Raw genomic sequence first — 24,395 nt, 5'->3', positions numbered from 1 at the left:
GATGCCCGCCGTCCCTTCAATCCTCGGCTTCGGAGCTATTGCGATCGACGACATCGTCTATGTCGATCAGCCGTTGTCGGCGGGCAAGGGGAAGGTTTTGCAAAGTGCCCGAGCTTTCGGGGGAAACGTCGCGACGGCACTTGCCGCCGTCGCGCGGCTCGGCGGAAGCGCCGGGTTCGTCGGATGGCTGGGCAGTGCCGCCGACGACGCCGTGTTGTGCGATCTCGTTGCGAGCGGCGTTGAAACCGCGTTCGCGCCGCGCCACCCGCACGCGCGCCCGGTGCGCTCGCGGATCACCGTCGGTTCGGACGGGGAGCGGTTCATCGCGTATGACGACGAAGCGATGCTGGGCACCGCGCCGGACTTTCCGGACGAGGTTCTCAGCCGCGCGACTGTCCTGATCGTCGACAGTTACGGGATCGGGTCGCTGGATGTCGTGGCTCGGGCTCGCGATCTCGGCCTTGCGATCCTCGGCGATGTCGAATGGAGCCACGGCCCGGCCACCGAGAGACTGATCGGGCTCTGCGACCATCTCATTCTTCCGCTCGGCTTCGCGCGGACCGCCACCGGCCGCCAGGCTCCGGCCGAGATACTCGATGCATTGTGGTTGCCGTCGCGGTCCGCCGTGGTTCTGACGGATGGCGGCAGAGGCGTCTTCTATCGCGGACGCGACGAGACAGGGCTCTGGCACCTGCCTCCGCACCGGGTTGCCGTCGTCGACTCGACCGGCGCCGGTGACTGCTTTCATGGCGCCTATGCCCTTGCATTGACGCGCGGGGCCGACACCGCAGGCCGGGTCGCATTCGCGGCCGCGGCGGCGGCCCTTTCGATAACGGGGCGGGGCGGGCGCGAGGCGCTTCCGACCGACGACCAGGTCAAGGAACTCCTGGCATCGACGAACGCGCCGTCGGCAGTCGAACTGAAATATGCGCGGCTTGATACCGGAACATAGCCCGAACTATCCGAGGAAAAATTTCGCAGGTGAGCGTAAGCCGAGGACAATCATAAGAATCAACGGCTTAGACTTGTGGAGGGAGGAATATGGCAGAAGTCGTTCTTGAGAATATCTGCAAGACATACGGGAACAATTTTCACGCAATCGACCAATTGAACCTGTCGGTCAAGGACGGCGAGTTCTTGATTCTCGTCGGGCCGTCCGGCTGTGGCAAATCCACCGCGTTGCGGATGATCGCGGGATTGGAGGACGTCACCAGCGGCAGTCTCCGGATCGGCGGGGTCGACGTCGTCGACATGCCGCCCAAGGATCGCGACATCGCGATGGTCTTCCAGAGCTACGCCCTCTATCCGCATATGACCGTGTTCGAAAACATCGGCTTTTCGATGCGGCTGGCAGGCAAGCCGAAGGCCGAGCGCAAAAAGCGCGTGGACGAGATCGCCAAAACCCTTCAACTGACGTCTCTGCTGGACAGCAAACCCGCGAACCTTTCAGGCGGACAGCGTCAAAGGGTTGCCATGGGCCGCGCCATGGTGCGCGAGCCGGCAGCCTTTCTCATGGACGAACCTCTTTCCAATCTGGACGCGAAACTGCGTGTTCAAATGCGCGCCGAAATCACCAGTCTGCAAAAGCAGCTCGGCGTAACGACCATATATGTGACCCACGACCAAACCGAAGCCATGACGATGGGCGACAGGGTCGCGGTGTTGAAAGGCGGCGTGCTGCAGCAGGTCGACGCACCCAAGAGACTCTATGAATCGCCGGTGAACGCTTTCGTTGCCGGCTTCATCGGGTCTCCTTCGATGAATCTTTTCGAGGCAACCCTGACGGGCGACGAACTGATGTCCGGCGCCTTGGCCATCCGGCTGCAGGATGCAGCCTTCGTGCGCAGGCCGGGCTTGAGGTCGTATGCGGGGCGCAAGGTCGTGTTCGGGATACGACCGGAGGATCTCTATGACAGCAGGCTCGAATCCGGCCGCAAGTATCAGACGATACCGGCAAAGGTGACCTCGATCGAAGAACTCGGATCCGAACAAATCGTCCATCTCAACATCGACGCGGTCCGGGTGGACTCCGGCGACCCTGACGCGGTGCAGGATTTCGGCCTGGCGTCGAATGCGGTGGCGAAATTCGAACCGGTCAGCACAGTCCGCTCCGGCTCGGAAATCAGCTTGGCCCTGGATGATGCCAAGCTCCATTTCTTCGACCCCGAGACGCATCTGGCAATCTGAATATCAGCGATAAGACCCGCGGGCGAGGGTGAGGCGCCTGCGTAAGAAGACTTCTGAATAATCAGACGATCGGCCGCATTGTGCGGGCGAATATAAAGAAGGAGGAGAAAATGACGTTTCGTATTAAATCCGCGATGCTGAAAATAGCCGCGGCCGCATGGTTGCTTGGCGCAACCGGCGCCATGGCGGATACGACGCTGGAATTCACCCAATGGTGGGAGCCCGAATTGCCGGCTGGCTCGCTCAGGTCAATCATGGATGAGTTCGAGGCGGCAAACCCCGGAATCAAGGTGACGCTGGTCAGCGGCCCCTACGCCACCACGCGAGACCAGATCTCGGTTGGTGCTGCAACCGGAACGCTCAGCGACGTCGTCGGTCTCGACGGCGCCTGGGTGAACAATCTGAATGCGCAGGGCGCACTCGCCGACATGAATCCGATGATGGATGCAAGCGGTTTCGACAAGAGCCAGGTCGCGGATATCATCAAGGTGGACGGCAAGGCCGTGATGTTTCCCGTGGCTTCGTTCGTCTATCCGGTCTTCGTGAATTTGGACCTCGCCGCCAAGGCGGGCGTGACCAAGCTGCCGTCGACCCGTGCGGAGTTTCTCGAAGCCGCCAAGAAGATGACGCACGCCGACCAGAACCAGTATGGCTGGGTGCTGCCCCTGTCGCTGCAAACGCCATCCGGCGTCCAGAACGACATGATGTCGTGGGTTTGGGCTTCGGGCCAGTCGATGATGGCGAGCGGCAAGCCGGACCTTGAGGGCAAACCGGTGGTGGATATGCTCACTTTCGTCAAATCACTCAATGACGCCGGCACCATCTCGCCCGGCATCGCCACCAAGACCGAGCAGGAAAAGGTCGAGGAGTTCGTCAACAACCGGGTCGGGATGATGATCGACTCGCTCGCGCATGTGAACCTCATCCGCAAGCGCAATCCCAAGCTGAACTTCGACCTCATTCCGGTCCCTGTCGTGGAAAATTATACCGGCAAGCGCGGCCTTCCCTATGCCTCCTGGGGCATCGGCATCTCTGCGGCTTCGAAACATCAGGAAGAGGCCTGGAAACTCGTCCAGTATCTGATGAGTGAAAAGGTCAACGCCAAGCTCGTGTCGCTTGCAAACGCCTTCCCGGGCAACGTCAACGCCAAGCCCGATTTCGTGACCTCGGACAAGGCTTTCGGCAAGGCTTTTGAAATCTTCAAGACCGGTCATCTCGCCAATGAGTTCACGGGCCTGCCGGTGGCTGAAGACCTGATGACCCAGTTCGACGTGCAAGCCCAGAAGATGCTCGCCGGCGAGCAGTCTCCGGAACAAGCCGCCGCCGCCGCTCAGAAGGGCTGGATGGCGAAATTCTGATCGGCCTGTTCCCGTTTGCTGTCTTCGACCGGGTGACCTGACTTCGGGCAGGCCACCCGGCAACAACGGATCGGCATTCTGAGTGGACTTGTTTTTGAAAGCTTACCTTCCCTTGAAGGCGTATCCCAAGGTTGGCACATGACCCGGCAAAAGCGCTCCCACCACAAGCTCAAACGAGCGGTCGCACCCTACCTCTATCTGTCGCCCTCGCTGCTCATAATCGGGCTCCTGATGCTGCTGCCGATGGTGACGGTGATTGCCTACTCGTTCCAGAACAGCGCGGTGCTGCGTCGTGACCCATCCTTTGCCGGACTGAAGCACTACCAGGCGATCTTCGACGACCCCGTGTTCTGGGCTTCGCTGTGGCACACGCTCTACTTCACATGCATGAGTGTCATTTTCCACATGACCATCGGCATGGTCTTCGCGCTCATGCTGAACAGCGACCGCATCAATCCGACGCTGCGCAATATTCTGCGCGTGCTCTACATACTGCCCTGGCTGTTCACCGCGGTGATCATCGCCGTGATCTGGCGCCTCCTGCTTGAGCCGAACGGTGTCGTGAACAGTATTCTCATGCAAATCGGCATCATCGGTTCCAAGGTCGAATGGTTTTCCTCGCCTGAGACCGCGCTGCATGCAGTCACTTTTGCCAATATCTGGGCGGGCTACCCGCTCTTCATGGTCAGTTTGCTCGCGGGTTTGCAGGGCATTCCCAAGGATTTCTACGAGGCCGCCGATATCGACGGGGCGAAAGCCTACCAGAAGCTGATCTTCATCACCATTCCGCAGCTGATGCCGATCATCATCAGCATCTCGCTGCTCGACTTCATCTGGACCATGCAGGTCTTCCCGCTAATCTGGATAACGACGGGCGGTGGCCCGATCTACTCGACCGAGGTCCTCAGCACCTACACGTACAAGCTGGCATTTTCGAGCTACAACCTGTCGCAGGCTTCGGCCAGCGCCGTGGTCATCCTGCTGATCTCTCTCGGCCTGACGCTGTTCTATATTCGCTATCAAAAGGCTCGGTAATCACCATGAGGAAAAGGCATACGCCGAAAGACAGGCTGATCACCGTGGCGCTCCATGTAGCGCTTGCAGCGGGGCTCTTTTTCGCGGCATTCCCGATCTACTGGATGCTGAGCAGCTCGTTCAAATCGAATACCGAAATCTTTGCCCTGCCGCCAACCATCCTGCCAAAGGCGTTCACGCTGGAAGCGTATGCAGCCATCCTTGGCGACCCGGTAAAGCTGCGCTTCTTCTTCAACAGCTATTTCGTGGCGGGAGCGGTGACCGTGCTGACGGTGCTGATCGCCTTGCTGGCGGCCTACGGGTTCAGCCGCTTCAATTTCCGCGGCAAGGGCAGCCTGAACACAATCATCATCAGCACGCAGACGATTCCGCCGATCACACTTTTGATCCCCTTCTTCGGGCTTGTCGTCTCATACGGTATCTTCGATACCTACGTCGCGCTGATCCTGACCTACCTGGTGTTTACGCTGCCCTACGCGATCCTGCTGATGACGGGATATCTGAACACCTTGCCCCGCGATCTCGATGAAGCCGTGGCTGTCGACGGCGGCAGCAGCTGGACCGCGCTTTGGCGGGTGATTGTCCCGATTTCACTGCCTGGTATCGTGGCGACGTCGGTCTACACCTTCCTGTTGTGCTGGAACGAATTTCTCTTTGCGCTGACGCTGACGAAATCGACGTCCATGCGAACCGTCCCGATCGGCATCCAGCTGTTGATGGGGCAGCACGCCTTCGAATGGAACCAGATGATGGCGATGAGCGTGCTCGGCTCGCTACCGCTCTTGCTCATCTACCTCGTTGCCCAGAGGTACTTCCTCGCCGGCATGACCGCGGGCTCGGTCAAGTAGGATGTTCATCCCACGGCGACGCAGGGTGGCATCAATCAATAAGCGGTATCAAGGATTGAAAGGATGAACGTGAAAGACCTCAAAGTCGGCTGCCAGACCTTCACCTGGGAAATGCTGGGAGACCGGTTCACCGGCGGCCCCGACGATCTGCTGAGGGCGATCTCTGACGGTGGCTATGCGGGCATCGAGATCACCGACACCATGATCGGACATTATGGCAACAAGCCGGAGGAGTTCGCCGCCGCGCTGAAGGCGTCGGGGCTGACGCTGGTTTCCTTCGCCTTTGGCTCGGACAGTGGCTTTACGTCGAAGGAGGAGATCGGCGCCGACCTCGAAACCGCCAAACGCTGGATCGATTTCGCCGCCGCCTTCCCGAATGCGCTGGTGTCGATGGGCTCGGCGACGGTGGTGTCCGACGGCCCGCGTGAGGATAAGTTCGCCATCGCGGCCGATGTCTACAACAACGCCGGCGAGATCGGACGCAAGGCCGGGGTCCAGGTTGCGGTGCATCCCAGCTCGCACCACAACACGCTGCTGTTCGACCGCGCCGATTACGATGCGATCTTTGCCTTGCTCGACCCCGACCTGGTCGGCTGGGTACCGGATACCGGCCATATACTGCGCGGCCACAACGACATGTCCGATACGCTGCGCACCTACCGCGACCGCATCCGCTACATCCACCTCAAGGACGTCGATGCCAACGGCACCTGGGCGATGCTGGGCAAGGGCATCTGCGACACGCCGGCGGTGATCGAGATCGCCAACACCGCACCGCGCTTCAACGGCTGGCTGGTGCTGGAGGAGGAATCCGAAACGGCCGCCGCCGATCCCGCCGGCGCGGTAAAAACCAACCGCCAGACAATGCGCAGCTTGGGCGCCTGAAGAACGAGACGATGATCAAGAAACAGGACAGACGCCTCAGGGTCGGTGTGCTCGGCTGCGGCCCCATCGCGCAGTTCGCGCATCTGCAATCCTGCGTGAAGGCTGGGAATGCCGACCTCTACGCCATCTGCGACGCGGCACCCGATCTGCTCGCCCGCATGGGCGCCACCTACGAGCCGCAAAAGATGTATGCCGACTACGACGCCATGCTCGCCGATCCCGAACTGGAAGCGGTGATCGTCGCCACGTCGGACGCCTATCACGTGCCGATGTCGATCAAGGCGCTCGATGCGGGAAAGCATGTCCTGTGCGAAAAGCCGATCGGCACCTCGGTGGAGGAAGGCGAGGCGCTGGCCCAGGCGGTCAGGCGCTCGGGCAAGGTGCTGCAGGTCGGGCATATGAAGCGCTTCGACCCGGCGCTGGAGGCGGCGCGCGACTTCGTGCGCGACGAGATCGGCGAGGTGCTGGCGCTGAAGGCCTGGTACTGCGATTCCACCCATCGCTACACCAACACCGATGCCATTCAGCCGCTGCCGGTCACCAGCAAGCTGGCGAAGAAGCCGACCGGCAATCCCAAGGCTGATCTCAGGCAATATTTCATGCTGGCGCACGGCTCGCATCTCGTCGATACGGCGCGTTTCCTGTGCGGCGATATCGTTGCCGTGCGCGCCCGCCTCAATGAGAAATTCGGCGCCTATTGCTGGTTCGTCGAGACCGAATTCGCCAGCGGCGCGCTCGGCCATCTCGACCTGACGGTTGCCGTGCGCATGGACTGGCACGAAGGTTTTCAGCTCTATGGCGAGAACGGCTCCGTCATCGCGAAAACCTTCAACCCCTGGTACTTCCGCGCCAGCGAGGTCGAGATCTTTTACGAGAAGACCGCCACCGCCCACAAGCCGCTCGGCGCCGACGGTCATTTCTTCCGCCGCCAACTGGAAGGCCTAGCGGATACAGTCCTGAACGGCACGCCGATGCGCGGCGCCAATGTCGAGGACGGTATCGCCTCGATCCGCGCCATGGTCGCCATCGCGCGTTCGGTCGAGACAGGTGAACGGGTCGAACTCGCCTCGGTTTCGGGAGCGTTCTGATGCGTCTCGGCATTTTCGCCAAGACATTTGCCGGCACAGAGCCGGCTGCCGTGCTGGCGGCGGTTAAGCAGGCTGGCTATGAGACGACGCAGTTCAATCTCGCCTGCGCCGGCCTGCCGTCGATGCCGGATGTCGTGCCGGCGGATGCCATCGCTTCCGTCCGTGCCGCAGTGCGGTCGTCAGGCGTTTCGCTGGCCGCGCTGTCGGGCACCTACAACATGGCGCATCCCGACAAGGCTGTGCGCGACGACGGTCTTCGCCGTCTTGCCGTCGTCATCGAGACGGCGGCGGCCCTCGGTATTCCGCTGGTCACGCTCTGCACCGGCTCGCGCAATGCCGCCGATCAATGGGCGTATCATCCCGACAATAGCACGCCGGCCGCCTGGTCCGACATGGCCGCCGAGATGGAGAAAGCGCTGGCGCTTGCCGAAGACGCCGGCGTCGATCTCGGCATCGAGCCCGAGCAGGCCAACATCGTCACCTCGGCCAGGGACGCGATCAGGCTGATCGCCGAAATGGGAACGAAGCATCTGAAGATCGTGCTCGATCCGGCGAACCTGTTCGAGCACGCGACGCCACACGAAGCGCGCGCCATCGTCGCCGCCGCGATCGACGAGGCTGCCGGCCATATCGCCATGGCGCACGCCAAGGATCGCTCTGGTGACGGCCGCTTTGCCACCGCCGGACAAGGCATCGTCGATTTTCCGCATTTTGTTTCACGGCTGAAGGCAGCGGGCTTCGACGGATCGCTCGTCACCCACGGGCTGTCCGCCGATGAAGCCCCCGGCGTCGCAGCCTTTCTGCGGGGATTCCTCTGATGGGCGCCGCGCCGGCGATCCTGCTTCGCGACGATGCATCGCTTCGTGTCTTCGACACGGGGCAGGGCAGGCCTCCCGTCGTCTTCCAGCACGGCCTCGGCGGTGATGCGGCACAAGTGGCGCAGAACTTTCCCGATGGTCCTTCATACCGCCGACTGACCGTCGAATGTCGCGCTCAGGGCGGCTCCGGCGTCGGCAGCAAGCGTCCTTTTTCGATCGAGATGTTCGCCGACGACGTGTTGGCTGCCGCCGATGCCGCCGGCCTCGACCGTTTCGTCGCCGGCGGCATCTCGATGGGCGCGGCAATCGCCTTGCGGCTTGCGGCCCGGCACCCGGATAGGGTCACAGGTCTCGTGCTTGTTCGCCCTGCCTGGGCTTTCGACGCGGCACCGCAAAACATGCGCCCTTACGTGGAAGTGGCGGAGCTCATCCTCAGCCGTCCGCTGGATGACGCGCGCGATGCCTTCGCGGCCTCCGCGACTGCCACATGGTTTCGCACCGAAGCGCCGGACAATCTCGCGTCCTTGCTTGGCTTTTTTGCGCGCGAGAACGCGAATGTTTTCGCCGAGGTGATGCGAGCAATCGCAAACGATGGGGCCGGCGTGACGCGGGCAGCGGCCGCCGGCCTCGCGCTCCCGACACTCGTCATTGGCAGCGGCATCGATCTCGTCCATCCGCTGGCCACCGCGCGCAGCCTTGCAGACACCATCCCCAATGCCGCCTTTGTCGAGGTGACGCCGAAGGCCACCGACAAGGAGCGTCATTTCGCCGAAATCCGCGCCGCCATCGGCAGCTTTCTCAACACAAATTTTGACAAGCAGGACCAATCATGATCTCGAAATCTCTCTCCGGCCCGGCCGCCATCGCCGAACTGCCACGCGATCGCATGATCGCCGAATTCTCGCTCTGGTCTGCCAATCTTGCCAATTTCGAGAACGACTTGAAGCGCATCGAACCCTATGTCGATCTTCATCATATCGATGTGGCGGACGGTCATTTCGCCCCGTCCTTCCTGTTCTTCCCCGACCTCGTCGCCCGCATCGCCGGGCTGACGGCCAAGCCGATCCATGTCCACCTGATGGTCGATGAAGCAATCGTCGAGGCGCAGACGCGCCAGTTCATCGAAGCCGGCGCCGACATGATCAGCGTCCATGCCGAGAATGGCGAGGCGGGATTGCGCGCCGTGCGGCTGGCGCGGGAGCTCGGCGCCGAGGCGGGCGTCGTGCTCAGGCTGGAGACGCCTGTGGAAGCGGTGACGGCCTTCGTCCCGGAAGTCGCCTTCGTAACGCTTCTTGGAACCGCAATCGGCGTCAAGGGACAGAGCCTGTCGGACAAGGCCTGCGACAGGCTGGGCGCTACCCGCGCTATCCTGAGAAAGGCCGGCCGTGAGGCGCAAGTGGTTCTGGCCGCCGACGGCGGCATCCGCCACGAGACCGTGCCGTTGCTGCGTGCCGCCGGCGCCGAAACCGTGGTTCTCGGTTCGCTCGCCTTCGGTGACAAGGACCTCGCCGGCCGCATCGGCTGGCTGCACGGCTTGAAGGTCGCGGCATGACAACGGAAGCCGCCCTTGCGATCGATCTTGGCGGGACGGAGCTTCGCGCCGCCTTGGTCGACCGCGAAGGCAAGATCCTGGCATTCGCGGCGGTGCCGACGCAGGCGCAGGCCGGTCCAGACGTGGTGATCGGCCAGATCGAGGCGCTGGCGGCGACCGTCCATGCCGAAGCCCCGGCACTGTCGGTCGTCGGCGTCGGTGTCGGTGCGCCGGGACCGCTTGATCCGCTGGCCGGCATCGCCGTCGGCCCGCCGACACTCACCGGCTGGCTGGATGTACCGCTTGCCGACATCCTCGAGCGGCGGCTCGGCCTGCCGGTCCGTCTGGAGAACGACGCCAATGCCGCGGCGCTCGGCGAATGGCGCTTCGGCGCCGGCCATGGCGCTCGCTCGCTGGTCTTTGTCACGGTGTCGACCGGCATCGGCGGCGGTGTCGTCGTCGATGGGCGCATCCTGCATGGCCGCCGTGGCCTTGCCGCCGAGATCGGTCACATGACCATCACCAATGAGGGCGAGCGTTGCGTGTGCGGCGTCATCGGCTGCTTCGAGGCCATCGCTTCGGGAACCGCGCTCGGCCGCCGCGCCACCGCCGCCACGGCGGCCGGCGACGGCTCTGCCTTGCGGCGCCTGTCAGCGGATGCGGAGGTGACCGGCCGCCATGTCGTCGAGGCGGCACGGCTGCGCGACGATCTTGCCTCGGCCTTGCTGGACGAGGAAGCCCGCTGGCTGGGCGTCGGCTTCACCAACCTGTTACATCTCTATTCGCCCGATGTGCTGGTCGTCGGCGGCGGCATCGCCAATGGGCTCGACCTGATGGCGCCGACCATCGAGGCAACCATCAGGCAGCGGGCCATGCGCGCCTATCGCGACGTACCGGTCGTTCCAGCACAGCTCGGCCGCCATGCCGGGCTCGTCGGCGCCGCCAGCCTTGTGCTGTTCGACGACGAGGGCACTTTGGCAGCCCGCATGCCTGTCGGCCCAAGCACATATCCGGACACACCACTGAGCAAGATCGGTACCGTCTGACGTGCGACTGCATGACAAAGGCCGGAGGCAGCATGCCTCCGGCCTTTTACGCATAAGCCACGCGTGGTTACTCGGCGGGGACGACATCCGCCGGCAGGCTGTCATCAGCCGTGCCCGCCAGCGCCCTCGCCAGCTTGGCCTCGTCGAGTTCGCCTTCCCAGCGCGCCACCACCAGCGTGGCGACGGCATTGCCAACGAAGTTGGTCAGCGCCCGGCATTCCGACATGAAGCGGTCGACGCCGAGGATCAGCGCCATACCGGCGACCGGCACCGCCGGAACCACCGACAGCGTGGCGGCAAGGGTGATGAAGCCCGCTCCGGTGATGCCGGCGGCACCCTTGGACGAGAGCATGGCCACCAGCAGCAGCAGGATCTGGTCACCCATCGACAGGTGGATGTTGGTCGCCTGTGCGATGAACAGCGCCGCCAAGGTCATGTAGATGTTGGTGCCGTCGAGGTTGAAGGAATAGCCGGTCGGTATGACCAGACCGACCACCGAGCGCTTGGCGCCGGCCTTCTCCATCTTTTCCATCAGCGAGGGCAGGGCGGCCTCCGACGAGGAGGTGCCCAGCACCAAAAGCAGCTCTTCCTTGATGTAGCGGATCAGCGACAGGATGGAGAATCCGTTGTAGCGGCAGACCGCACCCAGCACGATGAACACGAACAGGAACGACGTCACGTAAAAGGTGCCGACCAGCATGGCGAGATTGATGACCGCGCCGATGCCGTATTTGCCGATGGTGAAGGCCATGGCGCCGAAGGCACCGATGGGGGCGGCCTTCATCAGCACGCTGACCAGCTTGAAGATCGGCGTCGTCAGTGCCTGCAGGAAGTTGAGCACGGGCATGCCCTTGTCGCCGACCAGCGCCAGCGCGATGCCGAACAGCACCGAGAAGAACAGCACCTGCAGGATGTCGCCGTCGGCGAAGGCGCCGACGATGGTCGACGGGATGATGTTCATCAGGAACCCGGTGACCGACTGATCGTGCGCCTTGGCGGCGTAGGTGTTGACGGTCGAGGCGTCGAGCGTCGCCGGGTCGATGTTGAAGCCGGCGCCCGGCTGCACGACATTGGCGACGACAAGGCCGATGATCAGCGCCAACGTCGAAAAGGTGAGGAAATAGAGCATCGCCTTGCCGGCAACACGCCCGACCTTCTGCAGGTCGCTCATGCCGGCAATGCCCGTTGTCACGGTCAGGAAGATGACCGGGGCGATGATCATCTTGACCAGCTTGATGAAGGCGTCGCCGAGCGGCTTCATGCTCTCGCCGACCGACGGATAGAAATGGCCGAGCAGGATGCCGACGGTGATCGCGACGAGCACCTGCACGTAGAGTTGGGCATAGAAAGGTTTGCGCTGCGCGGCAAGCGCGCCTGATTGGTCTGCGATGTGCATCGAACTCTCCCTGGCCGGATGGGCGAAAACGGATCGCCTGCGTGACTTCTCCCATCGCGGCGCTCCGGTCGCACGCCGCTGAAAACAGTTTTGCAAGCGTCGTGCCAGATCGGGGAAAGGCCGGAATCGCGGATTTCCGCCTTTGTCAGAGGTCGCGCGGACAATACTTGTGCGGATTTCCGCACAAGTGGCGTTTGCCTGGGCGGATTTTCGCATTACACTGACCGGAAAGCCGCGAAGAAAAGGGAGAGGGCAGACGCCGCAGGCAGGCACCGATAGCGAATCCCAAGGGTTTGCCGGCCGTGAGTTGCTGCGCGAGGCGGTGGCCCGGCTGCGCGACGGCCGCTGGCTTGCCGTGGTCGCAGCCCTTGCCGTCCTGGCTGGCGCGATCGCCATCGCCGGGCGCATCGCCTCCGGCCAGGCGGCCGACAATCTGCGCGACACAGCACTTGCCGCTCTGCCGCTGGCGGCGGGAACGCTGACCGGCGAAATCGAAAAGCAGCGCCTGGTTCCCTTGGTGCTGGCCCGCGACGATGCTGTGCGGGGCGCGCTGCGCCGGGCCGGGAAGATGCAAGAAGCGGCCCTCAACGACAAGCTCAAGGCGATTGCCGGCGATGCCTCGGCCTCCGCCATCTATGTCATCGATACGGCAGGCATCGCCATATCAGCCAGCAATGCCGGCGAACCGACCAGCTTTGTCGGCATCGACTATAATTTCAGGCACTATTTTCAGGAGGCGATGGCGAAAGGTGCTGCCAGCCAATATGGCCTCGGCACGATCAGCGGACGGCCGGGACTCTACCTTTCGAGCCGCGTCGACGATAACGGCAAGCCGCTTGGCGTTGCGGTGTTGAAGGTCGAGCTCGACGGCGTCGAGGCAAATTGGCGTTCCAGCGGTTTCCTTGTCTTTGTCACCGATGAACGAGGCGTCGTGCTGGCCACCAGCCAGCCCGACTGGCGGTTTCGTGCGCTGGCACCACTGTCGGCCGAGGACGTGGCCGCCGCCCATGAGCAACTGCAATTGGCCGATGCTGCCTTCGAGCCGCTGCCGTTCAGACGCGGCGCCGGCGATGGCCTGGCGACGATCGACAACGCCGGAAAACCACGCCAGTTCGTCGAGGTGGTGCAGGATTTGCCCGGTGCAGTCCCAGGCTGGCGTCTGTGGCTGCTGACGCCCGCCGACGCTGCTCTCTCCTCGGCCGCCAATACGGCGCGCCTGACCACGCTCCTGGGCTTGCTGCTTCTAGGCTTGATTGCCTACGTGCTGACCCGGCGCCGGCGAACGCGCAGGCTGCGGCAGGAAGCGCTGGCGCGCATGAATGCCGAGCTCGAAAGCCGGGTCAGCACGCGAACGGCCGAGCTGACGCGCTCCAACACCGCACTTGCCGGCGAAATCGCCGAGCGCGAGAATGCCGAAGCCAAGGTCCGCCGACTGCGCGACGATCTCGCCCAGGCCAACCGGCTTTCCATCCTCGGCCAGATCGCCGCCGGCGTGGCGCATGAGATCAACCAGCCGGTCGCCGCCATCCGCACCTATGCCGAGAATGCAGGTCGTTTTCTGGACAGCGGCAAGACCGGATCGGCCAGCGGCAATCTGACATCGATCGTTTCGATGACCGAACGCATCGGCGCGATCACCGGCACCTTGCGCACTTTCGCCCGCCGGCCGGGCGTCGCCGCTTCGCCGCTGCCGGTGCGCGAGGCGATCGACGGCGCGCTGTCGCTGCTGTCAGGCCGCATACGCGATTCCGGCGTCACCATCGTCAGGCCGCGCGGCAATGCCTCGCCGGTGGTCATGGCGAGCCGCATCCGGCTGGAGCAGATCCTGGTCAATCTTTTGCAAAATGCATTGGACGCGATGAAGGACCAGCCCGATCCGCGCATCGAGATCGAACTCGCCGAGCGCGGTGATCGAGTGCTGATTTCGGTGCGCGACAATGGACCCGGCCTTGGTCCGGAGGCGGCCGGCAATCTGTTCATGCCGTTCCAGACCACCAAGGAGAAGGGGCTTGGCCTGGGGCTGGTGATCTCGCAGGAGATCGCCCAGGAATTGGGCGGCACGCTGCGGCTCGATCCCGGCAATGGCAGCGGCGCATCCTTCACCATCGATTTGAGGCGAATTGAATGACAGACGGATCAGGGCTGGTCGCGCTCGTCGACGACGATGCGGACCTCCTTCACGCCACCACGCAATTGCTCGAGCTTGCCGGCTTCACGGTGGTCGCACTCGACGCCGCCGAGGCAGCACTTGCCGTCGTCGACAGGAATTTCGAGGGCGTCGTCGTCAGCGATATCCGCATGCCAGGCATGAATGGTCTGCAGCTGTTCGATCGCATCAAAGCGATCGACGCGGATATACCGGTGATCCTGGTTACCGGGCATGGCGACGTCGATCTCGCTGTGGCCGCGCTCAAGGACGGCGTTTACGATTTCATTCCGAAACCCTATGCCGGAGAACGCCTTGTCGAGGCGCTGAAACGGGCGAGTGAGAAGCGGCGGCTGGTGATGGAAAACCGGCGGCTGCGCGAAGCCGCGGCATTGGCCGCCGACGGCCTGCCGCTGATCGGCGAGGCGCCTGCCATCAAGCGGTTGCGCGAGACCTTGCGCCAGATCGCCGACATGGATGTCGATGTGCTGGTCGAGGGAGAAACGGGAACCGGCAAGGAAGTGGTGGCGGACCTCCTGCACCGATGGGGGCGGCGGCGCGCAAAACCCTTCGTCGCGCTGAATTGCGGCGCTCTGCCGGAGACGGTCATAGAGAGCGAGTTGTTCGGCCACGAGGCTGGCGCGTTCACCGGCGCGCAGCGGCGGCGGATTGGCAGCATCGAGCATTCGAGCGGCGGCACGCTGTTTCTCGACGAGATCGAATCCATGCCGCCTGCGCTCCAGGTCAAGCTGCTGCGCGTGCTCGAAACGCGCAGCCTCACGCCGCTTGGCTCGAACGAGATACGGCGCATCGATCTCAGGGTCGTCGCAGCGACCAAGGTCGATCTCGGGCGGCCGGACCAGCGCGGCGATTTTCGCGAGGATCTGTATTTTCGCCTCAACGTGGTGACGCTGCGCATTCCGCCGCTACGTGAACGCCGCGGCGATATCCCGATGCTGTTCGGGCATTTCCTCGGCAAGGCGGCCGAACGGTTTGGCCGGCCTGTCGCCAAAGTGAATGCAGCCGTCAGCGATCATCTCCAGTCGCATGACTGGCCGGGCAATGTGCGCGAGCTCGCCCATTTCGCCGATCGCGTCGCGCTCGGTCTCGGCCCGGACGAGGAGATGAAAACGGTTCGCGCGCATTCGCCGGAGCCTGCGGCAGCATTGCCCGAACGGGTCGGCCACTATGAGGCGCAACTGATCCGCGATGCGCTACGCGACCATGGCGGCGACGTGCGCGCCGCCATCGACGTGCTCGGCGTGCCGCGTAAGACCTTTTATGACAAGCTCAAGCGCTACGGCATTGCCGCGTCCGAATTTCGCAATGGCGGCGATGCCGATACGCAACCCATCTCGGAAAAGCGATGAACACGACACTGCAAACGACGGCAAATCCCTCGCCGCAAGACCTCACTTTTCTCAGCGAAAGGCTGACGGCGTTCAACGACGGCGATGTCGGCGCGTCCGAAAGGCATGCGCTTGCGGTGTTCGTGCGCGACGACGCCGGCGCGGTCGTCGCCGGCATTTCCGGCTACACCGCCTGGGGATGGCTTTATGTGCAATGGCTCTGGGTGGATGAGCGGCTGCGTGGCCAGCACATGGCCGGCAAGATGCTGGACGCGGCCGAACATGAAGCGGTGGCGCGCGGCTGTCAAAACGCCTGGATCGACACCTTCAATCCGAATGCCGCCAAGGTCTATCAGCGCCAGGGTTATCAGCCCTTTGGAACACTTGCCGACTTCCCCGTCGGCCGCAGCCGCATCTTCCTGCAGAAGAAACTGGCTTAACCGGCGAGTTTTCCGCCCTGCATCGGCCGCGGTGCGCCGGTCGTGCTCGGAAAACTGATCGGCAGGCCGCGCAGCACGCGAACCGCGAGGAAGGCAAAGCATTCCGCCTCCACCGCGTCGCCGCTCCAGCCCAGGCTCTCGGCCTGCACCACCTCGACGCCGGCGCGGCTGGCCAGCATCGCCATCATGGTCGGATTATGGCGACCTCCGCCGCTGACCACCAGCTTTTTGGGCCGGCTTGGTAAGAGGTCGAGTGCCTTGCCGACGGCGCCGGCGGTGAACGCGGTGAGCAAGGCCGCACCATCCTCTGCATTCAGGCCGTCCGCCATCGCGGCACCGAAGTCGAAACGGTCCAGCGATTTCGGGTAGGCTTTGCTCAGATAAGGGTGCTGCAGCAGCTTGGCGAGCCGGGCCTCGTCGACCGTTCCCGCCCGGCCAAGCGCGCCGTCGCGGTCCATCTCGCCGAGCCCCTTCGACTTGATGAAATCGTTGAGCGGCGCGTTGGCGGGGCCGGTGTCGAAGGCGACGACATTGTCAGCGCCGTCCCACCAGGTGATGTTGGCGACGCCGCCGAGGTTGAGTACGGCGACCTCGCCATTGGCACCGGCGCTGCGCATCAGCGCGGTGTGATAGACCGCGGCCAGCGGCGCGCCTTGCCCCCCGGCGCGCATGTCGGCCGAGCGGAAATCGTATGCGACCTTGGTGCCCAGTATGGCATGCATCAGCTCACCGTCGCCGAGCTGCCGGGTCTGGCCCAGCCGTCCAACCTGCGGCGCACGATGCAGAACGGTCTGGCCGTGAAAACCGACAATGCCGATATCGGCCATCGTCATGCCACAGCCTTCGACCAACTCCTTGACGGCCGCCGATTGCGCGCGTGTCAGGGCATCCTCCGCGGTGCGGAAGATCGCCGGCTCCGGCCCGACGAAATTCCACGCCCGCGCCTCCGTCAGCGTCTCTTCCAGCAGCGAGCGGATCGACGCGGGATAGGGCATCAGCCGATAGGTGCCGAAATCCTCGATCTGCTCGCCATCGGTCTTGATCAGCGCGACGTCGATGTTGCCGTCCAGCACCGTGCCGGTCATCAGGCCGACGGCCCAGATTGGTTCCATAGTCGTTTCCTCGTTGAGCATGATCTTTTCCGAAAACCGTTTCCCACTTTTCGGGACCATGCTCCAGTCCCCATCGATGAGATCACCGATAGCTTTGCGAAGCCTGACGATTCTACCGTCAAAATATCGGTCGGATGAATCCGGTTGGCGGGCAAGGTCCAAGCCTTGCCACTGTCGAAGTGGCGGTCTCGGTGCTGAAGACCGAACGGCCTTCGTAGCGCCACAGGCGATGCTGGACCGCGCAACGTCGGTTCTGCAGCCGTGTCTGGCTCAACAACCGCCGAGATGCCACCTCTTGCCTGTCAGCCCCGAAGGCGCGACCTTGCCTGATCTGGCGAACGCTTCCGCCGAAATCCGCAAGGAGTGAAAAATCATGGCATCCGATGTGGCCGTCATTGCAGGCGCCGGCGCTGGTCTGAGCGCCTCGCTTGCGCGCCTTCTCACCCGGGAAGGCTTTCGCGTGGTTCTGGCCGCCCGCAATGTCGAGAAGCTCAGCGCTCTGACCGACGAAACCGAGGCGCTGGCCGTCGAGACGGATGTTGCCGACGTTGCGTCCGTCGCCAGCCTGTTCGACACCGCAGACAAGGCCGGCCCGCTGGCGCTTGCAGTGTTCAACGCCAGCGCGCGCACCCGCGGACCGATCGCCGAGCTCGATGCCGAAGCGGTCAAACAGGCATTGCTGGTCGGCGCCTATGGCGGCTTCCTGGTCGGCCAGCAGGCGGCGCGCCGGCTGCTGGCGCGGGGTTCCGGATCGATCCTGTTCACCGGCGCCACCGCCAGCGTGAAGGGATTTCCCGGCTCAGCCGGCTTCGCCATGCCGAAATTCGGCCTGCGCGGCCTGGCGCAGTCCATGGCCCGCGAGCTCGCTCCGCAGAACATCCACGTCGCCCACTTCATCATCGACGGCCAGATCGAGCCGCCCGGACAGGTGGCCGATCCCGACCGGCCGGACCGCCGTCTATCGCCGGACGCCATCGCCGAGGCCTATCTTACAACCCATCGCCAGCATCGCAGCGCCTGGAGCTCGGAGCTTGAGCTGCGGCCCTGGGCAGAGACGTTTTGACAGTGCAGCTGATCGCCTAGGGGCCAACTGATCGCCTGGCGGGAAGTAACGCGATCCTTCCGCCACTCCTTTTACATTAGGTGATACTAATATTTTGTGACTCTGAGCTGCTTATCCGATACATAAAAAAGCGCAGTGTAATATATACGTTTGTTTAACGTCGGTTGTGCATCTTGCTGGCTTTCCCGGTCTAATTGAGAACGCGTATGCCGGTTACACGTCGTACACTGCTTGCGGCCGGGAGCGGCGGGTTGCTGATCTCGCAAGCCCAGGCGGCCAACACTCCAGGACAGCAGTCGGAGAACGCCCCAACGCCGATCGCGAGCGGCGATGTCTTGCGCATCGCAATGCCGGCCTTCGCTTCCAATCCGTTCTTCCCGGCCGACGGATCGGGGGACAATGGCATAGACATGGAACTGGCCCACGGCTTCGCCGCGGCGCTTGGGGTCGAGCCGGTGTTCGACCGATCCGCCGCAACGTTCGACGATATCGTCAGACAGGTCAGTTCCGGACAGGCCGACATGGCGATTGGCAAGCTCAGCAGGACGCTTCAGCGCGGCCGGTCGATCATCTATTCCCGCCCCTACGCCATGCTGCGGCAAGGGCTGATCGCCAACCGCCTCAACCTGGCGCGTATCGCGCAAGGCAAGCCGCCAGAACAGATTGTCCGTGATTTCTCAGGCGATCTCGGCGTGATCGAGGGCTCTTCCTTCGCCACTTATGCGGCCACGACTTTCCCACATGCGCAAATCCATCGCTTGGCAAGCTGGGATCTGATCATCGATGCGATCCGAAACGGGACGATCGACATGGCCTATCGCGATGATTTCGAGATCAAGAAGCTGATGGTCGACGATCCGTCGATGACAGTCGTAGCGCGCTCCATCACGCTGACTGACAAGGTCGATACGATCGCAGTCGGCGTGCGGCCGGACAATCCGCATCTCGCGGCCTTTGTCGATCTGTATCTTGACCTCGCGCGGGGTCAGCAGATTCTCAACACGGACGAGATCATCGCCCGCTATCGCCTGGGGAGCAAAGCCTGACAATGGCCATCTCCGACGTAGCCGGACCCCTGCCTTTCGATTGGCGCCTCGCGGCTAGGCGTATCTTGCGATCGCCGGTGACGACGATTGCGATGATTGCTGCAGGAATCCTGTGCGGCCTCTACTATCCAGACTTTGCCCATGCGATCAGCCCTGTCGCACAACTCTACCTGAATTTCCTCAAGATGGTCGTCCTGCCCTATTTGGTCTCATCGGTCATCTTCTCCATCACGGCGATGGTCCAGGACCCGAAATCGGTCCGCTACCTCGGTAAGGTGGGTATGGCCGTGCTGGTCGTGTCGTTCCTGGCCGTGCTGGTGAGCGGCACCTTGTCGCTGATCCTGCAGCCGGGCCAGATCGAGAATCCCCAGTCGCGCATCGAGCTTGGCGAGTTCATCAATTCGCAAGGCAGCGTGTCCACCGATCTCGCCTTCCCGTTCCAGCCGCCGCCCTCCAATGGGGATCCCAGCGGCGGGCATTCGATCCTGCTCGACCTGGTGCCGAACAACGTCTTCAATGCGCTGGCCTCGGGACAGACCATCCAGGTTCTGCTGTTCTGCCTGCTTTTCGGGCTCGCGATGGGGAAGATTCCCCAGCCCTCGTCCATGAGCCTGACGCAGGCGCTCAACGCGGTCTACAGGGCCTGTACGGTGCTGACCAACTGGTTCATCTGGGGGTTGCCCTTTGCAACCTTCATCCTGATCGCGGACCAGACCGCGTCGACCGGAACCAAGCCGCTCACGCTGATGGGCGGTTACCTGCTGGTGATGGGTCTTTCCTGCCTCATATTCGTTGCCGGGGCCTTTGCCATTATCGCCATCCGGTCGCGACGAAGCTACTGGACGACGATCAAGACCTGCCAGCCGCTTCTCATGGTGGCCATCACCACACGCTCTACGGTCGCCTCGCTGCCATGGGTCATCAACCTTTTGAGCGAGCGCCTGCGGTTCAGCCTGGTGGTCGTGGAACTGCTGGTGCCGCTGCAGGCGGCATTGCTGCGCACAGGCCCGGCGCTGCTCTACACTTCGGGTGCGCTGTTCATCGCCCAGCTCTACGGCCATCCGCTTGCAGTCCCCGACCTCGTGCTCGTCGGCATCATCTCGGCGCTTCTCGCCCTCACCACCGGCGGCATGGGCAGCCTGCTCATCCTGTCGCAGATGTCCATCGTCTGCGGCTACCTGAAGCTTCCCTTCGAGGCGGCGTTCGCCCTGTTCGTTGCGGTGGATGCGGCCGTGGACACGTTCATGACGCTGGCCAGCGTCTGCACCGTCGCAGCGAGTACGGCAATGATCGCTCCCAGCCACAGGGAGGCGGCACAGCCTGAAAACGTCTCGGAACAGCTCGAAGCCGAGCCTGCCAGATGATCGACGACAGCATCCGTCCCCAGCTCGGCATTATCGGCGGCCTGGGGCCGCTTGCATCGGCTGACTTCTACTTCAAATTGACCCGGATGACCCAGGCGTTCAGAGACAACGAACATGTGCCTGCCGTGATCCTCAGCGTACCGCAGCTGCCCGACAGGACCGAAGCCATCCTTGCCGGCCATGACGGCCCGCTGGCGCCTTTGAAAGCCGCGGTCGCGACGCTCAATGCGCTCGGCGTCGCCTGCGTCGCGATGCCGTGCAACACCGCCCATCATTGGTACGACCAACTGGCGGCGAATTCGCGCGCGGAAATCATCCATATCGGCGACGCCGTGGTGGCGGAGACGCGTCGTAGCCTGGAGCGGGGCCGGGTTGCTGTTCTCGCCACCCAAGGCACGCTGGCCTCCGGCTTCTATCAGGACAGGATGTCGGCGGCGGGATTTGAGCTCTGCCTTCCCTCGAACACCGAATTTCAGGCGTGCGTCGACAGCGCGATCGGCCTCGTCAAGGCGGGTTCGATCGTGGATGCGGCGGTTGAAACCGAGCGCGCGCTCGACATCGCGCAAGCGGCCGGCGCCGATGCCGCCCTGCTCGGCTGCACCGAACTGTCGGTGGTGGCTGCCAGCCTCAACGACGTGAATGGATTGGTCGTCATCGACAGCAATGCGGCCCTGGCGCGAGCCTGCCTGACGCGATTAGGGTTCTGTACGCAGGAAGCCCGAGGCCTGCCGACCGTATCGCGGCCGCCAGGACATGATTGGCCGATGCGCGCCAGCTTGGCCGTACTGGCGTAACCCGATCTAGACGCTCTCGAGGTATGTCTCGATCTCGAAATCGCTGACATTGAGCGCGAACGTGTTCAGCTCCTGGCGTTTGCAGGCCACAAAGGAGTCGCGCAGGATGGCTGGAAAAATCTCCGCCACATGCGTCCCGCTCTCGAAGGCGGCGATCGCGGATGCCCAGTCCGGCGGCAGCTTTGCCGGCGGAAGTCCCTGGCCGTCTGTGCCGATCGGATCACCTGGCGACAACTGTCTTTCGATGCCGGTCAGCGCGGCGCCCAATATGGCCGCGAGCACCAGATAGGGGTTGGCGTCGGCTCCCGATACGCGGTGCTCGATACGGCGAGCAGCGGTCGGCCCGCCCGGAATGCGGATCGCGACCATGCGATTCTCATAGCCCCAGGCGACCGCGGTTGGCGCATAGGATCTTGGGCGCAGCCTGCGGTACGAATTGAAGTGCGGCGCGAATACCAGCGTGCTCTCGGCCATTGCCGCAAGCAGGCCACCGACTGCATGGCGCATGGTCTCCGAGCCCTGGTCGGTGCCGTCGTCGAAGACGTTGCGCCCTTCACCGTCGACCAGGCTGAAATGAACGTGAAAGCCGTTGCCCGCCCGGTCGCCATAGGGCTTGGCCATGAAGCAGGCGGCAAAGCCGTGCTTGCGGGCAATGCCCTTCACCGTGCGCTTGAACAGCACCGCATCGTCAGCCGCCCGCAACGCGTCCGCGACATGGTTCAGATTGATCTCGAACTGACCGACGCCGTTTTCGGCGATGGCCGTGTCGACGGGAATGCCTTGCGTCCGGCAAGCCTCGTAGACGTCATGGATGAAGGATTCGAAATCGTCGATTTCGTCGATCGACAGCGCCGCGTCGGAATCGAGCCGGCGTCCGGTCACCGGCGAGACAGGGCCGACCGGCCGCTGCGATTGCGGATCGACGAGGTAGAATTCGAGTTCCGTTGCCGCGACCGGGGTCAGGCCCAGGGCCTTGTAACGATCGAGGATGCGGGCCAGCGCCCGTCGCGGGTCGCCGAGATAGGGCGCGCCGCTTTCGTCGGCAAGCCACAGCGGGACAAGTGCCGTCGGATGCGCCGTCCAGGCCACCGGCAGAATGCCGCGCCCGGTCCACTGGCACAGGCCATCGGCATCGCCGGTCGAGAAAACCAGGCTGTTGCCTTCGATGTCCTCGCCCCAGACATCCAGTCCGATCAGCGAAAAAGGCATGCGCAGCTTGCCTTCCAGCGCCTTTCTTGCCTGCTCGACGGGAATGCGCTTGCCGCGCATGATGCCGTTGAGGTCGCACACCGCCGCCCTCAGGCTCTGGATGTCGGTTCTGCTTTCAAGCCAGTTCAAAACGTCCGCAATTGCATCGCTCAATTTAAAACCTCTGGTTTTCGAAGGTGCCGCAGCCTGACCGGCCGCACGTCCCTGGTAAAAATAGCTGGTGAGTTTTAGGAAAACAGACGTGGCTGTCGCCAAGCGCTTTTCCTTATTTTTTCAAGTCACTAGCTGGTATGTCGGGAGGCATTTCAAAACCAATTGCGCGATCTGCGATCGCAACATAGAGGTTGGAGGGCGGAATGCCAAGCACGAGCCGGTAAACCAGCGCGCAGCCGCTATCGGCGGGATCGGCGAGCTCGCTGCGGTAAGATCCGGCGCACGCAGCGCCCGAGCCACGCTGTGCAAAACGGTCATCACAAATCTTGACCTCGCATGCACTTGCACCTCTGGCCGCTGTCTGGCTTTTTGGGGTACCCATCGCAACGGACTGATTCGCGTCATGCCGCTCGATTGCAATATGCCCAAGGCAGTCTGCGGGTGGGTCGTGAAGCGCGCGCAATTGACGAAGGAGAAACAGGCATGGCCGAGCTCAAGAAGCCCGAAATCTCCGAGATGAGACCCAAGATCACCGTTATCGGCGTCGGCGGCGGCGGCGGCAATGCCGTCAACAACATGATCGCCGAGCAGCTTCAGGGTACCGAATTCATCGCCGCCAACACCGACGCGCAGGCGCTGACCATGTCCAAGGCGACGCGGCTGATCCAGCTTGGCGCTCATGTCACCGAAGGGCTGGGCGCCGGATCGCTTCCCGAGATCGGTCGCGCCGCGGCCGAGGAATCGCTCGACGAGATCATGGATCATCTGGCCGGCACACATATGTGTTTCGTCACCGCCGGAATGGGCGGCGGCACGGGAACCGGTGCGGCTCCAATCATCGCCCAGGCGGCGCGCAAAGCCGGCATCCTGACGGTTGGCGTCGTCACCAAGCCGTTCACCTTTGAAGGCCGGCGCCGCATGCAGATGGCCGAAGAAGGCATCGAGCGGCTGCGCGAGAGCGCCGACACGGTGATCGTCATCCCGAACCAGAACCTGTTCAGGATCGCCGATGCCAAGACCACCTTCGCCGATGCGTTCGTCATTGCCGACCGGGTGCTCTATGCCGGCGTCAGCTGCATCACCGATCTCATCGTCAAGGAAGGCCTGATCAATCTCGACTTCGCCGATGTCAAATCCGTGATGCGCGACATGGGCCGCGCCATGATGGGCACCGGTGAGGCTTCCGGTGAAGGCCGCGCGATGAAGGCGGCCGAAGCCGCGATCGCCAACCCGCTGCTCGACGAAGTGTCGATGAAAGGCGCCAAGGGCGTGCTGGTCTCGATATCGGGCGGCAGGGACATGACCCTGTTTGAAGTCGACGAGGCCGCCACCCGCATTCGCGAAGAGGTCTACGAGGATGCCGACATCATCGTTGGCGCCATCTTCGACAAGGGCATGGAAGGCCGCTTCAGGGTCTCGGTCGTGGCGACGGGCCTCGACCGTGCTTTTGGCGCCGAGGATGCCGACGCCGGCATCGCGCGCGACCACGCCGGTCAGCCGGCGCGGACGCTTCAATAGTGTTCGGTA

The 24,395-nt window shown here is 63.3% G+C and carries 22 protein-coding genes; 19 read left to right on the top strand and 3 right to left on the bottom strand.

Features of this window, described 5'->3' with window-relative positions:
* Window position 1: 1 nt before the first annotated feature.
* From LB519_RS10440 to LB519_RS10390, 11 genes are all read left to right on the top strand, one after another.
* On the top strand, window positions 2-952 hold the full coding sequence (locus LB519_RS10440; protein WP_024502558.1) for a PfkB family carbohydrate kinase: 951 nt from the start codon (window positions 2-4) through the stop codon (window positions 950-952).
* An 89-nt stretch (window positions 953-1,041) separates the two neighbouring features.
* Window positions 1,042-2,187, top strand: a complete 1,146-nt coding sequence (locus LB519_RS10435; protein WP_224619793.1) for an ABC transporter ATP-binding protein — start codon at window positions 1,042-1,044, stop codon at window positions 2,185-2,187.
* A 110-nt stretch (window positions 2,188-2,297) separates the two neighbouring features.
* Complete coding sequence (locus tag LB519_RS10430) at window positions 2,298-3,545, top strand: ABC transporter substrate-binding protein (RefSeq protein WP_024502559.1); 1,248 nt, start codon at window positions 2,298-2,300, stop codon at window positions 3,543-3,545.
* Window positions 3,546-3,683: 138 nt separating this feature from the next.
* The gene (locus LB519_RS10425; protein WP_023764771.1) at window positions 3,684-4,580 is read left to right on the top strand and encodes a carbohydrate ABC transporter permease; all 897 of its coding nucleotides are present in this window, start codon (window positions 3,684-3,686) and stop codon (window positions 4,578-4,580) included.
* Between the two features lie 5 nt (window positions 4,581-4,585).
* Window positions 4,586-5,428 (top strand): carbohydrate ABC transporter permease, encoded by an 843-nt coding sequence (locus LB519_RS10420; protein ID WP_013532946.1) that lies wholly within the window; start codon window positions 4,586-4,588, stop codon window positions 5,426-5,428.
* A gap of 63 nt (window positions 5,429-5,491) precedes the next feature.
* Complete coding sequence (locus LB519_RS10415) at window positions 5,492-6,313, top strand: sugar phosphate isomerase/epimerase family protein (protein WP_224619791.1); 822 nt, start codon at window positions 5,492-5,494, stop codon at window positions 6,311-6,313.
* A gap of 11 nt (window positions 6,314-6,324) precedes the next feature.
* Window positions 6,325-7,401: a Gfo/Idh/MocA family protein gene (locus LB519_RS10410; RefSeq protein WP_224619789.1), complete on the top strand. Its 1,077-nt coding sequence runs from the start codon at window positions 6,325-6,327 to the stop codon at window positions 7,399-7,401.
* Window positions 7,401-8,219 (top strand): sugar phosphate isomerase/epimerase family protein, encoded by an 819-nt coding sequence (locus LB519_RS10405; RefSeq protein ID WP_224619787.1) that lies wholly within the window; start codon window positions 7,401-7,403, stop codon window positions 8,217-8,219. The genes LB519_RS10410 and LB519_RS10405 overlap by 1 nt, the downstream gene beginning before the upstream one ends.
* Window positions 8,219-9,052, top strand: coding sequence for an alpha/beta fold hydrolase (locus LB519_RS10400; RefSeq protein ID WP_224619785.1), 834 nt, complete (start codon window positions 8,219-8,221; stop codon window positions 9,050-9,052). Before LB519_RS10405 ends, LB519_RS10400 begins: the two co-directional genes overlap by 1 nt.
* Window positions 9,049-9,771, top strand: coding sequence for a ribulose-phosphate 3-epimerase (locus LB519_RS10395; RefSeq protein ID WP_013532941.1), 723 nt, complete (start codon window positions 9,049-9,051; stop codon window positions 9,769-9,771). Before LB519_RS10400 ends, LB519_RS10395 begins: the two co-directional genes overlap by 4 nt.
* On the top strand, window positions 9,768-10,796 hold the full coding sequence (locus LB519_RS10390) for an ROK family protein (protein WP_024502565.1): 1,029 nt from the start codon (window positions 9,768-9,770) through the stop codon (window positions 10,794-10,796). The genes LB519_RS10395 and LB519_RS10390 overlap by 4 nt, the downstream gene beginning before the upstream one ends.
* Before the next feature lie 67 nt (window positions 10,797-10,863).
* On the opposite strand, the gene LB519_RS10385 is transcribed toward LB519_RS10390, so the two are convergent.
* A complete protein-coding gene (locus LB519_RS10385) occupies window positions 10,864-12,192 on the bottom strand; it encodes a dicarboxylate/amino acid:cation symporter (protein WP_063167594.1) in 1,329 nt (442 codons plus the stop codon).
* A 169-nt stretch (window positions 12,193-12,361) separates the two neighbouring features.
* Between LB519_RS10385 and LB519_RS10380 the strand changes: the two genes are divergently transcribed.
* From LB519_RS10380 to LB519_RS10370, 3 genes are read left to right on the top strand one after another with little or no spacing between them, the layout of a single operon-like run.
* Window positions 12,362-14,320 (top strand): sensor histidine kinase, encoded by a 1,959-nt coding sequence (locus LB519_RS10380; RefSeq protein WP_063167595.1) that lies wholly within the window; start codon window positions 12,362-12,364, stop codon window positions 14,318-14,320.
* Window positions 14,317-15,708, top strand: coding sequence for a sigma-54-dependent transcriptional regulator (locus LB519_RS10375; protein WP_063167596.1), 1,392 nt, complete (start codon window positions 14,317-14,319; stop codon window positions 15,706-15,708). The genes LB519_RS10380 and LB519_RS10375 overlap by 4 nt, the downstream gene beginning before the upstream one ends.
* Complete coding sequence (locus tag LB519_RS10370; protein WP_063167597.1) at window positions 15,705-16,127, top strand: GNAT family N-acetyltransferase; 423 nt, start codon at window positions 15,705-15,707, stop codon at window positions 16,125-16,127. Before LB519_RS10375 ends, LB519_RS10370 begins: the two co-directional genes overlap by 4 nt.
* Here LB519_RS10370 and LB519_RS10365 read toward each other — a convergent pair.
* Window positions 16,124-17,239 (bottom strand): anhydro-N-acetylmuramic acid kinase, encoded by a 1,116-nt coding sequence (locus tag LB519_RS10365; RefSeq protein ID WP_224619783.1) that lies wholly within the window; start codon window positions 17,237-17,239, stop codon window positions 16,124-16,126. The two genes, LB519_RS10370 and LB519_RS10365, sit on opposite strands and share 4 nt — an antisense overlap.
* 373 nt (window positions 17,240-17,612) lie before the next feature.
* On the opposite strand from LB519_RS10365, the gene LB519_RS10360 reads away from it, so the two are divergent.
* From LB519_RS10360 to LB519_RS10345, 4 genes are all read left to right on the top strand, one after another.
* Window positions 17,613-18,302, top strand: a complete 690-nt coding sequence (locus tag LB519_RS10360; RefSeq protein WP_224619782.1) for an SDR family NAD(P)-dependent oxidoreductase — start codon at window positions 17,613-17,615, stop codon at window positions 18,300-18,302.
* Window positions 18,303-18,508: 206 nt separating this feature from the next.
* A complete protein-coding gene (locus tag LB519_RS10355; RefSeq protein ID WP_224619780.1) occupies window positions 18,509-19,348 on the top strand; it encodes a substrate-binding periplasmic protein in 840 nt (279 codons plus the stop codon).
* A 92-nt stretch (window positions 19,349-19,440) separates the two neighbouring features.
* On the top strand, window positions 19,441-20,712 hold the full coding sequence (locus LB519_RS10350) for a dicarboxylate/amino acid:cation symporter (protein WP_263484662.1): 1,272 nt from the start codon (window positions 19,441-19,443) through the stop codon (window positions 20,710-20,712).
* Window positions 20,709-21,506: an aspartate/glutamate racemase family protein gene (locus LB519_RS10345; protein WP_224619775.1), complete on the top strand. Its 798-nt coding sequence runs from the start codon at window positions 20,709-20,711 to the stop codon at window positions 21,504-21,506. Before LB519_RS10350 ends, LB519_RS10345 begins: the two co-directional genes overlap by 4 nt.
* A 6-nt stretch (window positions 21,507-21,512) precedes the next feature.
* On the opposite strand, the gene LB519_RS10340 is transcribed toward LB519_RS10345, so the two are convergent.
* Window positions 21,513-22,868 (bottom strand): glutamine synthetase family protein, encoded by a 1,356-nt coding sequence (locus LB519_RS10340; RefSeq protein ID WP_013532930.1) that lies wholly within the window; start codon window positions 22,866-22,868, stop codon window positions 21,513-21,515.
* 483 nt (window positions 22,869-23,351) lie between these two features.
* Between LB519_RS10340 and ftsZ the strand changes: the two genes are divergently transcribed.
* Entirely contained in the window at window positions 23,352-24,386 is a 1,035-nt protein-coding gene (gene ftsZ, locus LB519_RS10335) for a cell division protein FtsZ (RefSeq protein WP_224619773.1), read from the top strand.
* Window positions 24,387-24,395 lie beyond the last annotated feature (9 nt).

It is taken from the genome of Mesorhizobium sp. AD1-1, assembly GCF_020164655.1.
GTDB classification, from domain to species: Bacteria; Pseudomonadota; Alphaproteobacteria; order Rhizobiales; family Rhizobiaceae; genus Mesorhizobium; species Mesorhizobium ciceri.
The sequence above is the reverse complement of the archived record's forward strand: the minus strand, read 5'-3'. Positions and strand labels throughout refer to the sequence as shown.

Excerpts from the sequence above, each read along its gene's own strand:
- LB519_RS10440 (WP_024502558.1), top strand. The coding sequence starts at position 2 with ATGCCCGCCGTCCCTTCAATCCTCGGCTTCGGAGCTATTGCGATCGAC.
- LB519_RS10435 (WP_224619793.1), top strand. The coding sequence starts at position 1,042 with ATGGCAGAAGTCGTTCTTGAGAATATCTGCAAGACATACGGGAACAAT.
- LB519_RS10430 (WP_024502559.1), top strand. The coding sequence starts at position 2,298 with ATGACGTTTCGTATTAAATCCGCGATGCTGAAAATAGCCGCGGCCGCA.
- LB519_RS10425 (WP_023764771.1), top strand. The coding sequence starts at position 3,684 with ATGACCCGGCAAAAGCGCTCCCACCACAAGCTCAAACGAGCGGTCGCA.
- LB519_RS10420 (WP_013532946.1), top strand. The coding sequence starts at position 4,586 with ATGAGGAAAAGGCATACGCCGAAAGACAGGCTGATCACCGTGGCGCTC.
- LB519_RS10415 (WP_224619791.1), top strand. The coding sequence starts at position 5,492 with ATGAACGTGAAAGACCTCAAAGTCGGCTGCCAGACCTTCACCTGGGAA.
- LB519_RS10410 (WP_224619789.1), top strand. The coding sequence starts at position 6,325 with ATGATCAAGAAACAGGACAGACGCCTCAGGGTCGGTGTGCTCGGCTGC.
- LB519_RS10405 (WP_224619787.1), top strand. The coding sequence starts at position 7,401 with ATGCGTCTCGGCATTTTCGCCAAGACATTTGCCGGCACAGAGCCGGCT.
- LB519_RS10400 (WP_224619785.1), top strand. The coding sequence starts at position 8,219 with ATGGGCGCCGCGCCGGCGATCCTGCTTCGCGACGATGCATCGCTTCGT.
- LB519_RS10395 (WP_013532941.1), top strand. The coding sequence starts at position 9,049 with ATGATCTCGAAATCTCTCTCCGGCCCGGCCGCCATCGCCGAACTGCCA.
- LB519_RS10390 (WP_024502565.1), top strand. The coding sequence starts at position 9,768 with ATGACAACGGAAGCCGCCCTTGCGATCGATCTTGGCGGGACGGAGCTT.
- LB519_RS10385 (WP_063167594.1), bottom strand. The coding sequence starts at position 12,192 with ATGCACATCGCAGACCAATCAGGCGCGCTTGCCGCGCAGCGCAAACCT.
- LB519_RS10375 (WP_063167596.1), top strand. The coding sequence starts at position 14,317 with ATGACAGACGGATCAGGGCTGGTCGCGCTCGTCGACGACGATGCGGAC.
- LB519_RS10370 (WP_063167597.1), top strand. The coding sequence starts at position 15,705 with ATGAACACGACACTGCAAACGACGGCAAATCCCTCGCCGCAAGACCTC.
- LB519_RS10365 (WP_224619783.1), bottom strand. The coding sequence starts at position 17,239 with ATGGAACCAATCTGGGCCGTCGGCCTGATGACCGGCACGGTGCTGGAC.
- LB519_RS10360 (WP_224619782.1), top strand. The coding sequence starts at position 17,613 with ATGGCATCCGATGTGGCCGTCATTGCAGGCGCCGGCGCTGGTCTGAGC.
- LB519_RS10355 (WP_224619780.1), top strand. The coding sequence starts at position 18,509 with ATGCCGGTTACACGTCGTACACTGCTTGCGGCCGGGAGCGGCGGGTTG.
- LB519_RS10350 (WP_263484662.1), top strand. The coding sequence starts at position 19,441 with ATGATTGCTGCAGGAATCCTGTGCGGCCTCTACTATCCAGACTTTGCC.
- LB519_RS10345 (WP_224619775.1), top strand. The coding sequence starts at position 20,709 with ATGATCGACGACAGCATCCGTCCCCAGCTCGGCATTATCGGCGGCCTG.
- ftsZ (WP_224619773.1), top strand. The coding sequence starts at position 23,352 with ATGGCCGAGCTCAAGAAGCCCGAAATCTCCGAGATGAGACCCAAGATC.